The following is a 12,009-nucleotide window of genomic DNA, read 5'->3' as shown; positions in this document are numbered from 1 at the left end:
GCGCGGAGGTCGAATCAGGCCCCGGGCGGCGCCGCCGATTGACTTCATCCTAGATTGACGTTTACGTTAACGTCAAGTGGCTCGTCCGAGCCCGGGGGGTAGGCGGCTGAAGCTCGCTGCGCTCGCCCTCGTTCCACGAAATTTGAAGGATTTTTTTGCCATGAGCCTGGAAGAGATCACCACCGGAATGCGTCAGCGGGTGGGCGACGACGCCGGCCTGGGAGCCACCGTCAAGTTCGATTTCGGCGATGCCGGGTTGGTCTATCTGGATGGCAAGTCGGTGCCCAATTCGGTGAGCAACGAAGACGTCGAGGCCGACTGCACCATCCGCATGTCGATGGACGATTTCATCAGCATGTCGAAGGGCGAGATCGACCCCACCACGGCCTTCATGATGGGCAAGCTCAAGGTCGACGGCGACATGACGATTGCGCTGAAGCTGCAAAAGGTGTTCTAGGGCGCCCAGGCGGCGCAGCCATGATCGCGCGGGCCGATGTCGTCGGCAGCCTGCTCAGGCCGCCCGATTTGCTGGCGGCGCGAGCCGACTTCGAGGCCGGGCGCCTCGACGCGGCGGCCCTTCAAGGCGGCCGAGGACCGGGCCGTCGATGGGGCCGTGGCGAGCCAAGAATCGGCCGGTCTCGACGTCGTCACGGACGGCGAGATGCGGCGTTTGTCGTTCCAGTCGCAATTGGCCGAGGCGGTCAGCGGCTTCGGCGAGTGGGATGTCGATGCCTTCCTCTGGGGCGACTGGCAGAGCGAGGCGGTCGGCGACCACAGTCTCGAGCGGCCCCGGAATCTCGGCGTCGTCGACAAGCTCGAACGCAAACGCCACCTCTCGGTCGAGGAGTTCGTTTATTTGAGATCCCGCTGTGCGGGCATCGCCAAGGTCACGCTGCCCAGCCCCAGCCTCTATGCCAACTTCTGATCGCCCGAGCTTTCGACCGGCGCCTACCCGACGTTGGATTCGTTTCTCGCCGACGTCGCCGATATCCTGCGTGACGAGGTGGCCGAGCTGGCGCGGCTCGGCGCCACCTACATCCAGCTCGACGCGCCCCATTATCCGCTCTTGCTCGACCCCAAGACCGCCGCCTACTACGAAGGCCTCGGCTGGACGCTCGAATCCTGGCTGGCCCAGGGCATCGATCTCGACAACGCGGTCATCGCGGGCGCGCCGGGCGTCACCTTCGGCTTCCACCTCTGCCGCGGCAACCAGGGCAGCCGCTGGCTGGTCGCAGGCAGCTTTGAGCCCATCGCCCGGCCCATCTTCCAGGGCATCGCGGCGGAGCGGCTGTTGCTGGAATACGACGACGAGCGCTCCGGAGATTTCGCGCCGTTGGCCCATGTCCCCGACGACAAGACGGTCGTGCTGGGCCTGGTGACGACCAAGACGCCGGAGCTCGAAGACCCGGAAACGCTGGTCGCCCGCATCGCAGAGGCCTCGGCCTTTATGCCCAAGGACCGCCTGGCCATTAGCCCGCAGTGCGGCTTCGGGACCTCGGTGCTGGGAAATGCACTGACCATCGATCAGCAGGCCGCCAAGCTGAAACTGGTCGGCGAGGTGGCGCGGCGGGTTTGGGGCTGAGCGCCCTACCCCTCCCCCCGCTTCGCCGTCTCTTCGGCCACCAATTCCTTTTTCGAGAGCTTGCCGACCGGCGTTTTTGGCAGCTCCGCCCGGATCTCCAGCTCGGCCAGCAGCTCGTGCTTGCCCAGTTTGTCGGTCAGGAACTCGCGCAATTCCTCGAGGGTCAGCGAGCCCGCTGGGTCTTTCAGCTTGACGAAGGCCTTGGCGGCCTCGCCGCGGTAGTTGTCGGGGATGCCGATCACCGTCACCTCTTCGACGCCGGGATGTTCGTAGATGGCTTCCTCGATGTTGCGGGGATAGACGTTGAAGCCGCCCGAGAGGATCATGTCCTTCTCGCGGTCGACCAGGTAGAGATAGCCCTCGTCGTCCAGGTATCCCACGTCGCCGGTGTGGAAGCGATCGCCGGCCATGGCTTCTGCAGTGGCGTCATCACGCTGCCAGTAGCCCATCATGACCTGCGGCCCGCGGACGCAGATCTCGCCGCGTTCGTTGGCGCCCAGCACCTTGTCGCGGTCCTCCAGGTCGACGATCTCGACCACCGTCTGGGGCAGCGGCAGGCCCACCGAGCCCGGCTTGCGGGTGCCCCGGAAGGGATTGGCGCTGACCGTCGGTGCCGTCTCGGTCAGGCCGTAGCCCTCGATGATGGGGCAGCCGGCGAGGTCTTCGAATTTGGCCATGATCTCGACGGGCAGCGGCGCGCCGCCCGAGCCGCAGTACTTGAGCGAGGAAAAATCCGTGGCCGTGGCGGCCGGGTGGCTGACCAGGGCCGTGTACATGGTGGGCACGCCGGCGAACATGGTGGGGCGCTTCGTCTGGAAGTCCTTCATCACGGCGTCCGCGTCGAAGCGCGGGTGCACCAGCATGGTCGAGCCCGCCGAGACCGTCGAGATCATGATGTTGGTGAGACCGAAGATGTGGAAGAAAGGCAGCACCGCGAAGATGCGCTCCTCGCCGTCGATCATCGATCCCATCATCCAGGGCTCGCCCAGGCCGACCACCGAACAGAGGTTGGCGTGGCTCAGCATGGCGCCCTTGGGCCTGCCGGTGGTGCCGCCGGTGTAGGCGATTACCGCCGTGTCGGCGTGGGCGTCGACCTCGACCGGCCGGTAGGATCCGTCGTTGGCGGTGAGTTCAGCGAAGCGGATATGGCTCTCGTCGGCCGGCACCTGGGCCACGTCCTTCTTGCGCAAGAGCTTGAACAAGAGGCTTTTGGGGAACGGCAGCACTTCCGGCATGTTGCAGACGATGATTTTCTTGAGGCCGGTGTCGGCGAGCCGGGCGGCGACCTTGGGGTACAAGAGCGCGAGATCAAGGCTCACCATGATCTCGGTGCCGCTGTCCTCGATCTGCTGGGCGATCTCGCGCTCGGCGTAAAGCGGGCTGTAGTTCACCACCGTGGCGCCGCAGCGCAGGACGGCGAAAAAGAGCACTATGTAGTGCGGCGTGTTGGGCAGCAGGATGCCGACGTGGCTGCCCTTGCCCACGCCCAATTCCTGCAAGCCCTTGGCGGCACGGTCGACCAGGCCCTCGATGTCGCGGTAGCGGAACTCGCGGCCCATGAATTCGCAGCAGACGTTCTCGGGGAAGGCATCGACGCCTTGTTGCAACAACTGGTCGACAGGCTTGATCTCGAGGTCGATGTTCCAGCTCACGCCGTCGGGATAGCTTGCCTCCCAGGGGTACGCCATCGACTTGTTCCTCCCCGTTGCTTCCTCAGGCCAGCGTCGCCTTGCCGTTGTTGAGCACCATCAGGTCGCGCTCCAGCACCGTCGAGCGGAAGGAAACCACCTTGCCGTCGCGCCACATCTCGGTGCGGATGGTCTCGCCGGGATAGACCGGCGCCGAGAAGCGCACATCCAGGCCGGTGATGCCGGCCGGGTCGTAATCGCACATGGTCTTCAAGACCGCATGGCCGGCCACGCCGTAGGTGCACAGGCCATGCAGGATGGGCTTCTCGAACCCGGCACGGTCGGCCACCAGGGGATCGGCGTGCAAGGGATTGCGATCGCCCGAAAGCCGGTAGATCAGCGCCGCCTGGGGTAGCGTGGTGAGGTCGCAGACCGCCTCGGGCGGGCCCTCGGGCATGGGATGGGGGGTCGGCGCCGGGCCCGACTTGCCGCCGAAGCCGCCGTCACCCCGGGCAAAGGTGGTCGAGGTGATGGTGCACAGCCGATCCATGGACTGCTTTTCGAAGATCTGCTGTTCCGAGATCACCAGGGCGCCCTTGTCGGCGCCCTTGTCGAAGACGTCGACGACGCGATGGCGGGCCACCACGGTGGCCGCCGTAGGCAACGGCCGGTGCAGCTCGAGCCGCTGTTCGCCGTGAAGTACTTTAAGGTAGTTGACCCCCACACTGGGCAGCCAGTTGGGCAGCCAGGCCAGGCAGACGGCCATGGTGGGCAGCGCCTGGAGGTCGTCCTCGTAGACGAACCTGAGCTGCTGGGCGTCCAGGGGATCGGCGCCCAGCCCCAGGCCCAGGGCATAGAGCATGCTGTCGCGCTGGTCGTAGGTGGATTCGAATTCGGGCACCTGGTAGGCGGTAATCTGATCGTAATCGATGGCCACGGCTTTTCTCCGGTTATGCAATGAGGCGCCAGGCGATCATGACTCCGCTGGTCGCGGTTGTCACCGCCGATGCGCGATGTGGTAAGACTCCCGCAGCAGACAGGAGAGCGCCATGTTTGAGACCCTGACCTATGAGCTCAACGACCACGTGGCCCACGTGGTCTTCAACCGGCCGCGCTTGCGCAACGCCATGAACGCCACCTCGTGGCGCGAGCTGGGCGAGGTGTTCAACGAGATCCGCGACACCCCGGAGGCGCGCGTCGCGGTGCTTTCCTCGACGGGGCCCCACTTCTGCGCCGGCATCGATCTCAAGGCGCTGGGCTCGCTGCTGGACGTCTCGGGCGAGGTCGACGAGGGCCGCCGGCGCGAGGCCATGATGCGCATAATCCTCGAGTTGCAGGACACCGTCAGCGCGCTGGAGCGCTGCCGCGTGCCGGTACTGGCCGCCGTCCAGGGCGGCTGCATCGGCGGCGGCGTCGACATCATCGCCGCCTCCGACATGCGCTACTGCACCGAGGACGCCTACTTCGTCATCAAGGAGACCGAGATCGGCATGACGGCCGACCTCGGCACCTTGCAGCGCCTGCCCCACCTGATCCCGGCCGGGGTCATGCGCGAGTTGGCCTTCACCGGCCGCGACATGGCGGCCAGCGAGGCCTGCGAGGTCGGCCTGGTCAACCAGGTCTATGCCGATCAGGAAAGCCTGCTGGCCGGTGTCATGGAAATCGCCCGCAGCATCGCCGCCCACTCGCCGCTGGCCCAGCGCGGCATCAAGGAAATGCTCAACTATGCCCGCGACCATTCGGTGGCCGAGGGCCTCAACTACATCGCCGTCTGGAACGCCGCCATGATCGAGGGCAGCGAACTGATGGAATCCCTGGCGGCGCGGCGGGGCAAGCGGGCAGCCCAATACGGTGACCTGCTGGAAGGCGTCGACCTCGATCCCCAGGGCGGAGCAAAGGGCGGGGCAAAGGGCAAGGCGGCGGCCGAATAGGGGCGGGCGCCGGGGGCGAATTCCACCGTTTTGGCCTCGCCATGACCATCGACCGCCTGATCGCCGGCTTCAAGTCTTTCCGCGAGAGCTATTACGAGCAGCAGCCCGATTTCTACCGCTCGCTGGTCGAGAGGGGGCAGAGCCCCGAGGTCATGATCATCGCCTGCGCCGACAGCCGGGTGAACCCCTCGATCATCGCCAAGGCCCAGCCGGGCGAGCTCTTTATCGTGCGCAACGTGGCCAACCTGGTGCCGCCCTACGAGCCCGACGGGCGCCACCACAGCACCAGCGCCGCCATCGAATTTGCCGTGCGCGACCTCGAGGTCAAGCACATCATCGTGCTCGGCCATTCCCATTGCGGCGGCATCCGCCACCTCTGTCAGGGGCCACAGGGTGGCGGGGAACGGGAATTCGTCGAGGCCTGGGTGTCCATCGTCCGGGAGGCCCAGGACGATAGCCTGGAGGGCGAGGCCCAACTGCGCCATGTCGAGCGCCAGGCGGTGAAAATCTCGCTCGCCAACCTCTGCACCTTCCCCTGGATCGAAAGCCGGGTGGCGGCGGGAAAATTGACGCTCTTGGGCTGGTGGTTCGACCTGATGGCCGGCGAACTTCTGAGCCACGAGGCCGGCGGCGGCTGGAAGCGCCTGACCGGCTGAAACGGGCGGGTTCCGCTGAGCTCAGCCTTCGGGATCGCTTTGGGATCGGCCGAAACTGTCGAGATGCTTGCCGATGGCAAGGCGCGCCTTCGTGCCCTCGATTTGCCGGCGCTGGCTGTCGGCGTCCAGGCGCCGCGCCAAGGTTTCGGTCCTGAGGCCGATGGTTCGCAATTCAAGCTGACCAGCCTCGCGCATACCCTCGTTTCGTGCCTCGGCGGCTATTCTCCGGGCCACCTGATGGGGTTGCCAATGGTCGAGGTCGCGCGGCGTTGCCGTCCCGTCGAGGCTGAGATATCCGGCCCGGGCGGCGTTCTCGATCAATTCGGCGCCCGCCTTGGTGCGGGCCAGAACGACGTTCGTGCCCGGGTCGGCGTCCAGCATTTCCGGCCTTGGGGCGCCGCCCGGCCAGGTGTCGGCCGCCGCGATATCCGCCGCCTCGCCGCCGCCGTCGGGGCAGATCTTGCAGCGCAACGGCAGGTGCCACATGGCGGAGTCCGGGCCCCAAAATTCGAGGTAGGTTTTCTCGATGATGTCGCCGTTCTTCAGCTCCACGCGCGTGGGGCCGGGACAGCCGTTGCCGCGATAGCTGACCGCGGCCACCTCGTCAGGGGCGACGCCAAGGCGTTCGAGAAAAGCCTCCATGCCGAAGGGCGGCATGAAGCCGCCACAGACCGGTGTCAGCATGTACTTGATCAATTCGCTGACCCGCGCGTCGCTGCGTCCCAGCAGGCGAGCTGCGGATATATCGCAGGGCTTGGCGACGACGGCAACGGGCTGGCCCCGATCCAGCAGCGCACCCAGCGCCGAAAGCGGATCGGCGGGTCCGTATCGCGACCCGGCTCCGGCCAGAACTTCTTCTGGGCTGGTGCTGATATGGGCCTGGCCAAAAGAGGGTCGCGCGCCGCCCGCCTTGACGTGCAGGATGGCGCTGGCCTCGCCACTGGCGATCAAATAATGGCATAGCGCCGTCAGCACGCCGCCCGTGGCCGCCCGGTGGCGCACTCCGGATCGGCGGCAAAGGCCCTGTCGATACGGACATGAGGCCCCCAGATCTCATCGACGGCCGTCTCGCCGAGCATCAGTTCAGCCGGCAGCCCGGTCTGCACGACCCCCGGACAGACGGCGAAAATCGCCGCCGTCTCGCGGGCCGAAAGCGCCGACCGCGGGCCCGGCCGCAGATAGCCAGATGGTGCAAGTTCCATGTCCAGCTTGTCGGGCAGCATCGAGGCGCAAAGGCCGCAGCCTATGCACTTGCCCTCATCCAATATGCGTTGGAAGCGCTTGCTTTCCCTCACGGGGCGTTCTCGGAACGGCCGTAGCTCGCCAAAAACCGCTCGTGCTCGGTCTTCATCAGGCGGTAGCGCAGGTAATCCCCGACCGTCAGCACCAGCGCGACGATGAAGAAAAGCCCGGCCCCGAAGGCCAGTATCGCAATCACCATGAAGATCTTCGATTGCGGCATGACGTAGAGCGCCAGCAGCACAGCGGCAATGGCCGCGGCCGCCGCCAGCAGGCCGAGCAGCGAGCGCCGGTGATAGCCCAGCCGGTCGGCGATGAAGGATTTCTCCTGCTCGGCCAGCACCAGGCGCAGGTTGTCGTCGCGTACGGGATCCGCCATGGCGCTGTGTCCTCTCTCGCTCTCAGTCACGCGGCTTAAAGAGCGCCCAGATGCCGCTGGCGCCCAGCACCGGGCGTTCGCCGGCCGTCATCAGGCCGCGCACGAAGACCATCGAGGCGGTGCGTCGCGTGATGTGGCCGCGAGCCTCGAGCCAGTCGCCGGGCCGGGCGGAAGTGAGAAAGTCGACCGCCAGGCTGGTGGTGGCGCGCGGCTTGGGGCCGAGCTCGTGTCCGATCATGTAGGCCAGCATGACGTCCATGACCGAGACCAGCATGCCACCATGGACCACGCCGCCGTTGTTGGTGTGGCGTTCCTCGGCCCGGAAGGCGTAGCAGAACCCGCGTTCGTCGATGCACTGGTAGATGGGCCCGATCATGCGGGTGAATTCGCCGCCGCCGGGCCGGGGCTCGAAGCCCGGGGGAATGTCCGGCGATTCCGCCATGGCGATCCTAAGCGAACGCCGCCAGCGCCGCGGACGCCACCTGGTCGCCCCATTCCTGGACGAAGTGGCCGGCCTCGGCCACCTCGTAGGGCTCGGGGCAGTTTTTGATGCACTTCCGCAACGCCGCCATCACCGGCGGCCCCAGCACCGGGTCCTGCATGCCGACGGCCATGAAGGCCTGGCCGGACCATTCGCTTCGCCACCAGTCGCGGGCGCGGCGCGAAAGCTCGGCCCCTTCGTCCTCCAGGTTTTCGGGCACCATCTGGGGAAAGCGCCTGACCCCGGCCTTGTAGGCCTGGTCGGGCCAGGGCGCGGCGTAGGCCGCCGCCTCGGCGGCGCTAAGATGGGGACAGCCGCGCTGCATCAGCTTGTCGATGGCCAGGTCGGGGTTTTTCGCCATGTAGGCGCGCCAGGCCAGAAAACCTTCGTTCAGCCCCTCGCCCGTGCCCAGGGTGGTGTTCATGACGATCAGGCGCTCGCAGCGCTCGGGCATCTCCAGGGGCAGCGTCAGGCCCAACAGGCCGCCCCAGTCCTGGCAGACGATGGTGATGCGGCGAAGATCCAGCCGCTCGATCAGGCGCAAAAGATAATCGCGGTGGAAATCGAAGCTGTAGACGGCATCGTCGACGGGCTTGTCGGAACGGCCGAAGCCGAAGAAGTCGGGCGCCACGGCACGCGCCCCGGCGGCCGTGAAGACCGGGATCATGCGGCGATAAAGATAGGCCCAGGTGGGCTCGCCGTGCAGGCAGAGAAAGACTTCCCCATCGGCCGGGCCGCTGTCGACGTAGTGCGCCCGCAGGCCCTCGTAGCCCGGCAAGTCGTCGAGGTAGTTGGGCGCCCAGGCGAAACCCGGCAGGTTTTCGAAGCGCTCCTCGGGGGTGCGCAGGACGCCCTCGCGAACTTCGTTCATGATCGTTCACCGGCTGGCCAAAACGACCGTCACTATTGCCCAGCGCCGCCCAAGATGAAAGGCTGGGGTGCGGATTTGGTCCGCGAGCGCCAGGAGAACCGCTTGCCCAGCACCCGTCTCAGCTTCGAGACCCAAGGCCAGGGTCTTTACGAGATCAGCCACGAAGTGGCGGCCTGGCTGGCCGGGCAAAACGTCGCCGAGGGCCTGCTGACGGCCTTCATCCAGCACACCTCCTCCTCGCTGACCATCCAGGAGAACGCCGACCCGGCGGTGCTGCGCGATTTGCAGGAATTCTTCGCCGAACTGGCGCCGGAGGCGCGCGCCTACCAGCACCGCTCCGAGGGGCCCGACGACATGCCGGCCCACATCCGGGCGGCCTTGACCCAGACCCATCTTGCCGTGCCGGTGATGGCCGGCCGCCTGGCGCTGGGTACCTGGCAGGGGATTTATCTTTTCGAACATCGCACACGGCCGCATACGCGCCACGTCGTGCTGCATCTGGCCGCCGGCTGACAACGAGGCGAGGAAAATCATGATTAGGTCGCTTACGACACTTGCCCCTGGAGGCCGGATTCCCGCTGCCCCGCCTGCCAACGAAACGCAGGCCGGCGCGGCGAAGATCGCGGCATTGATCGAAAAGGCCCGGGAAGAATTGGTTTGAGCGATTCGATGTTTCTGCCGGAGACGTGGTCGTGATCGATAATCAATATTCAAGAACCGAACCATGGCGACAAAAAATCCACCGCACCCCGGCCTCAGTGTCCGCCACGACTGCCTGGAGCCGTTGGGGCTGAGCGTGACGGAGGTTGCCCGCAGACTGGGCATTAGCCGCAAACAGCTTTCCGACATCGTCAACTGCCGTTCAGGCATTTCGGCCGAGATGGCGATCCGTCTCGACAAGGCCTTCGGTGGCGGTGTCGAAACCTGGTACCGGCTGCGAGCCGCCTATGATCTCGCCCGCGCGGCCTGACGGTCTTTCCTGCGACACCGTAGCGCATTGCCTTTTGGCGCAACCTGGGCCAGCGTCGATGGCTGTCCGGGGGCGGCCACGCAAGGGAGTGAAGGCAGCGAAAATGAGTCAAACGAGTTTGTCCGAACGGCCGCCGGTGCCGGCCTACCTGGCCGAAAGCCGGACCTATCGCTGGGCCTATGGCGGCCGGTTTTCACCCTTTTTTCTCGATCATGCCTGGGTCGTCGAGGCCATCCTCTGGGGCCAGGGCAGAAGGCTCATGCGCTTGGCCGCGGCCGAGGTCGCGCCGGGTGAGATCGTGTTGCAGCCGGCCTGCGTCTATGGCGCCTTCTCCCGCCATCTGCTGGGCGCCATCGGTGCCGAGGGGCGGCTCGACGTCATCGACGTGCTGCCGGGGCAGGTGGACAACCTGCGCCGCAAGCTGGCCGGCCGGGCCAACGTGCAAATCGAGCTCGGCGACGCCGAGGACGTGCCGGCGCAGGCCTACGACGTGGTTTCCTGCTTTTTCCTGCTGCACGAGGTGCCCCAGGCCAAGCGCCGGGCCATCGTGGCGGCGCTGCTGGGCGCCGTGCGGCCGGGCGGCCGTGTGGTTTTCGTCGACTACCACCGGCCGCGCTGGTGGCATCCGCTGGGCCCGCTGATGGCCCTGGTGCACCGCACGCTCGAGCCCTTCGCCGCCAGCCTCTGGGACCAGCGGCTTGCCGAGCTGGACGCCGCTGGCGAATTTAGCTGGCGCACCGAGACCTACTTCGGCGGCCTCTACCAGAAGACCGTGGCGACCCGGCAGGATTGAGCGATTTCCAGAAAAACGAAAGCCCCGCCGGATATTCCATTGCGGGGCTTCCTATGGGGCGCGTCCTGACGTGCTGCAGACACATCAGACCCGGCGAGAGCTGCTCTTGGACCTACGCTGTCGCTCGGTAGCGCCTTAGGGACCCATATAGGCCGTTGGGGCGGGCATTTCAAGGCCTAAGATCTGAATCTTTTGCCGGCCGGGGTTTGCCGCGTGATACCATCGCTGCCGCCAAGGCGGGCGCGGCTAGAGGATTCGGAGGTGCGAGGTGCTGGTCGGGGTTCCCAAGGAAATCAAGGTTCAGGAATACCGGGTGGGGCTGACGCCGAGCTCGGTGCGCGAGTTGGTTGAACACGGCCACCAGGCGCTGGTCGAGACGCAGGCCGGCCATGCCATCGGCCTCGAGGACGAGGCCTATGGCGCCGCCGGGGCCGAGATCGTCGCGAGCGCCGAAGAGGTCTTCGCCCGGGCCGAAATGGTGGTCAAGGTGAAGGAGCCACAAGCGGTCGAGATCGCCATGCTGCGCCCCGACCAGGTGCTCTTCACTTATCTCCACTTGGCGCCCGACCCCGAACAGACCAGGGGGTTGGTCGAAAGCGGCTGCGTCGCCATCGCCTACGAAACCGTCACCGACCCGCATGGCGGCCTGCCGCTGCTGGCGCCCATGAGCGAGGTGGCCGGACGCATGGCCATCCAGGCGGGAGCGCACTGCCTGGAACTCGAACAGGGCGGCCGCGGGTTGTTGCTGGGCGGCGTGCCCGGCGTCGCCGCGGCCAATGTGGTGATCCTGGGCGGCGGCGTCGTAGGCACCAATTCGGCGCGCATGGCCATGGGGCTGGAGGCCAAGGTGACGGTGATCGACAAGTCCATCGAACGCCTCTATGCCCTCGATCTCCAGTTCGGCCCCATCCTCAACACCATCTTCTCGACCCGTGACGCGGTCGAGGAATACGTGCTCGATGCCGACCTTGTTGTCGGTGCCGTGCTGCTGCCGGGTGCCGAGGCGCCCAAGCTGGTGAGCCGCGAAATGCTCAGCCGCATGAAACGGGGCTCGGTGGTGGTCGACGTGGCCATCGACCAGGGCGGCTGCTTCGAGACCAGCCGGCCCACCACCCACAACGAGCCCACCTACGTCGAGGAAGGCGTGGCGCATTACTGCGTCGCCAACATGCCCGGCGCCGTGGCCCGGACCTCGACTTTCGCCCTCAACAACGCCACCTTGCCGTTCACTCTGGCGCTGGCCGACCAGGGCTACAAGGCGGCCTCTCTGGCCGATCCCCATCTTTGCGATGGCCTCAACGTGCACAAAGGCAAGGTGACCTACGAGGCCGTGGCGACGGCCACGGACCAGGACTACCTGCCGGCGTTGGCAGCGCTCGGGGCCTAGCCCGCATTTCTCACCGGGTCATGGCCTGCGCGGCGCTGTGGCGTCGACAGGGTAGGAGCGCGGCGCCGCGCGATGTGGGACATCGGGCAAGC

At 66.4% G+C, this 12,009-nt stretch carries 16 protein-coding genes; 9 read left to right on the top strand and 7 right to left on the bottom strand.

The window, feature by feature from the left end; translation table 11 throughout:
* The first annotated feature begins 160 nt into the window (after nt 1-160).
* The 3 genes from QGG75_16260 to QGG75_16250 are packed head-to-tail and all read left to right on the top strand — an operon-like array spanning nt 161 to nt 1,582.
* The gene (locus QGG75_16260) at nt 161-457 is read left to right on the top strand and encodes an SCP2 sterol-binding domain-containing protein (protein MDP6068788.1); all 297 of its coding nucleotides are present in this window, start codon (nt 161-163) and stop codon (nt 455-457) included.
* Nucleotides 458-493: 36 nt separating this feature from the next.
* Nucleotides 494-925: a hypothetical protein gene (locus QGG75_16255; protein ID MDP6068787.1), complete on the top strand. Its 432-nt coding sequence runs from the start codon at nt 494-496 to the stop codon at nt 923-925.
* Nucleotides 926-958: 33 nt separating this feature from the next.
* A complete protein-coding gene (locus tag QGG75_16250; GenBank protein MDP6068786.1) occupies nt 959-1,582 on the top strand; it encodes a cobalamin-independent methionine synthase II family protein in 624 nt (207 codons plus the stop codon).
* Nucleotides 1,583-1,587: 5 nt separating this feature from the next.
* Here the strand turns inward: QGG75_16250 and QGG75_16245 are convergent, their stop codons facing one another.
* Both QGG75_16245 and QGG75_16240 read right to left on the bottom strand, forming a co-directional pair.
* Complete coding sequence (locus tag QGG75_16245; GenBank protein ID MDP6068785.1) at nt 1,588-3,270, bottom strand: long-chain fatty acid--CoA ligase; 1,683 nt, start codon at nt 3,268-3,270, stop codon at nt 1,588-1,590.
* 25 nt (nt 3,271-3,295) lie between these two features.
* Nucleotides 3,296-4,147 (bottom strand): MaoC/PaaZ C-terminal domain-containing protein, encoded by an 852-nt coding sequence (locus QGG75_16240; protein MDP6068784.1) that lies wholly within the window; start codon nt 4,145-4,147, stop codon nt 3,296-3,298.
* 112 nt (nt 4,148-4,259) lie between these two features.
* On the opposite strand from QGG75_16240, the gene QGG75_16235 reads away from it, so the two are divergent.
* Together QGG75_16235 and QGG75_16230 are read left to right on the top strand one after the other, a co-directional pair.
* A complete protein-coding gene (locus tag QGG75_16235) occupies nt 4,260-5,141 on the top strand; it encodes a crotonase/enoyl-CoA hydratase family protein (protein ID MDP6068783.1) in 882 nt (293 codons plus the stop codon).
* 41 nt (nt 5,142-5,182) lie between these two features.
* Nucleotides 5,183-5,797, top strand: coding sequence for a carbonic anhydrase (locus QGG75_16230; GenBank protein MDP6068782.1), 615 nt, complete (start codon nt 5,183-5,185; stop codon nt 5,795-5,797).
* Nucleotides 5,798-5,818: 21 nt separating this feature from the next.
* Here QGG75_16230 and QGG75_16225 read toward each other — a convergent pair whose 3' ends face one another.
* The 5 genes from QGG75_16225 to QGG75_16205 are packed head-to-tail and all read right to left on the bottom strand — an operon-like array spanning nt 5,819 to nt 8,767.
* On the bottom strand, nt 5,819-6,799 hold the full coding sequence (locus tag QGG75_16225) for a Coenzyme F420 hydrogenase/dehydrogenase, beta subunit C-terminal domain (protein ID MDP6068781.1): 981 nt from the start codon (nt 6,797-6,799) through the stop codon (nt 5,819-5,821).
* Nucleotides 6,766-7,092: a hypothetical protein gene (locus tag QGG75_16220; GenBank protein MDP6068780.1), complete on the bottom strand. Its 327-nt coding sequence runs from the start codon at nt 7,090-7,092 to the stop codon at nt 6,766-6,768. The genes QGG75_16225 and QGG75_16220 overlap by 34 nt, the downstream gene beginning before the upstream one ends.
* Nucleotides 7,089-7,415, bottom strand: a complete 327-nt coding sequence (locus QGG75_16215; GenBank protein ID MDP6068779.1) for a hypothetical protein — start codon at nt 7,413-7,415, stop codon at nt 7,089-7,091. The genes QGG75_16220 and QGG75_16215 overlap by 4 nt, the downstream gene beginning before the upstream one ends.
* A gap of 22 nt (nt 7,416-7,437) precedes the next feature.
* On the bottom strand, nt 7,438-7,857 hold the full coding sequence (locus QGG75_16210; GenBank protein MDP6068778.1) for a PaaI family thioesterase: 420 nt from the start codon (nt 7,855-7,857) through the stop codon (nt 7,438-7,440).
* Nucleotides 7,858-7,864: 7 nt separating this feature from the next.
* Entirely contained in the window at nt 7,865-8,767 is a 903-nt protein-coding gene (locus QGG75_16205; protein ID MDP6068777.1) for a haloalkane dehalogenase, read from the bottom strand.
* Between the two features lie 54 nt (nt 8,768-8,821).
* Between QGG75_16205 and QGG75_16200 the strand changes: the two genes are divergently transcribed.
* The 4 genes from QGG75_16200 (at nt 8,822) to ald (ending at nt 11,917) form a co-directional block, all read left to right on the top strand.
* Nucleotides 8,822-9,280 (top strand): secondary thiamine-phosphate synthase enzyme YjbQ, encoded by a 459-nt coding sequence (locus QGG75_16200; protein MDP6068776.1) that lies wholly within the window; start codon nt 8,822-8,824, stop codon nt 9,278-9,280.
* A 211-nt stretch (nt 9,281-9,491) separates the two neighbouring features.
* Nucleotides 9,492-9,737, top strand: a complete 246-nt coding sequence (locus QGG75_16195; GenBank protein ID MDP6068775.1) for a HigA family addiction module antitoxin — start codon at nt 9,492-9,494, stop codon at nt 9,735-9,737.
* Nucleotides 9,738-9,840: 103 nt separating this feature from the next.
* Nucleotides 9,841-10,530: a rhodoquinone biosynthesis methyltransferase RquA gene (gene rquA, locus QGG75_16190; GenBank protein MDP6068774.1), complete on the top strand. Its 690-nt coding sequence runs from the start codon at nt 9,841-9,843 to the stop codon at nt 10,528-10,530.
* Between the two features lie 268 nt (nt 10,531-10,798).
* Complete coding sequence (ald, locus tag QGG75_16185; GenBank protein ID MDP6068773.1) at nt 10,799-11,917, top strand: alanine dehydrogenase; 1,119 nt, start codon at nt 10,799-10,801, stop codon at nt 11,915-11,917.
* The last annotated feature ends 92 nt before the right edge of the window (nt 11,918-12,009 follow it).

Source organism: Alphaproteobacteria bacterium (genome assembly GCA_030740435.1).
Lineage (GTDB): Bacteria > Pseudomonadota > Alphaproteobacteria > UBA2966 > UBA2966.
This window is presented reverse-complemented; position numbering and strand designations above follow the sequence as displayed.

What these genes read in the sequence shown, in the direction of transcription:
- QGG75_16260 (MDP6068788.1), top strand. Translation starts at nt 161, where the DNA reads ATGAGCCTGGAAGAGATCACCACCGGAATGCGTCAGCGGGTGGGCGAC.
- QGG75_16255 (MDP6068787.1), top strand. Translation starts at nt 494, where the DNA reads ATGTCGTCGGCAGCCTGCTCAGGCCGCCCGATTTGCTGGCGGCGCGAG.
- QGG75_16245 (MDP6068785.1), bottom strand. Translation starts at nt 3,270, where the DNA reads ATGGCGTACCCCTGGGAGGCAAGCTATCCCGACGGCGTGAGCTGGAAC.
- QGG75_16235 (MDP6068783.1), top strand. Translation starts at nt 4,260, where the DNA reads ATGTTTGAGACCCTGACCTATGAGCTCAACGACCACGTGGCCCACGTG.
- QGG75_16230 (MDP6068782.1), top strand. Translation starts at nt 5,183, where the DNA reads ATGACCATCGACCGCCTGATCGCCGGCTTCAAGTCTTTCCGCGAGAGC.
- QGG75_16215 (MDP6068779.1), bottom strand. Translation starts at nt 7,415, where the DNA reads ATGGCGGATCCCGTACGCGACGACAACCTGCGCCTGGTGCTGGCCGAG.
- QGG75_16210 (MDP6068778.1), bottom strand. Translation starts at nt 7,857, where the DNA reads ATGGCGGAATCGCCGGACATTCCCCCGGGCTTCGAGCCCCGGCCCGGC.
- QGG75_16205 (MDP6068777.1), bottom strand. Translation starts at nt 8,767, where the DNA reads ATGAACGAAGTTCGCGAGGGCGTCCTGCGCACCCCCGAGGAGCGCTTC.
- QGG75_16200 (MDP6068776.1), top strand. Translation starts at nt 8,822, where the DNA reads ATGAAAGGCTGGGGTGCGGATTTGGTCCGCGAGCGCCAGGAGAACCGC.
- QGG75_16195 (MDP6068775.1), top strand. Translation starts at nt 9,492, where the DNA reads ATGGCGACAAAAAATCCACCGCACCCCGGCCTCAGTGTCCGCCACGAC.
- rquA (MDP6068774.1), top strand. Translation starts at nt 9,841, where the DNA reads ATGAGTCAAACGAGTTTGTCCGAACGGCCGCCGGTGCCGGCCTACCTG.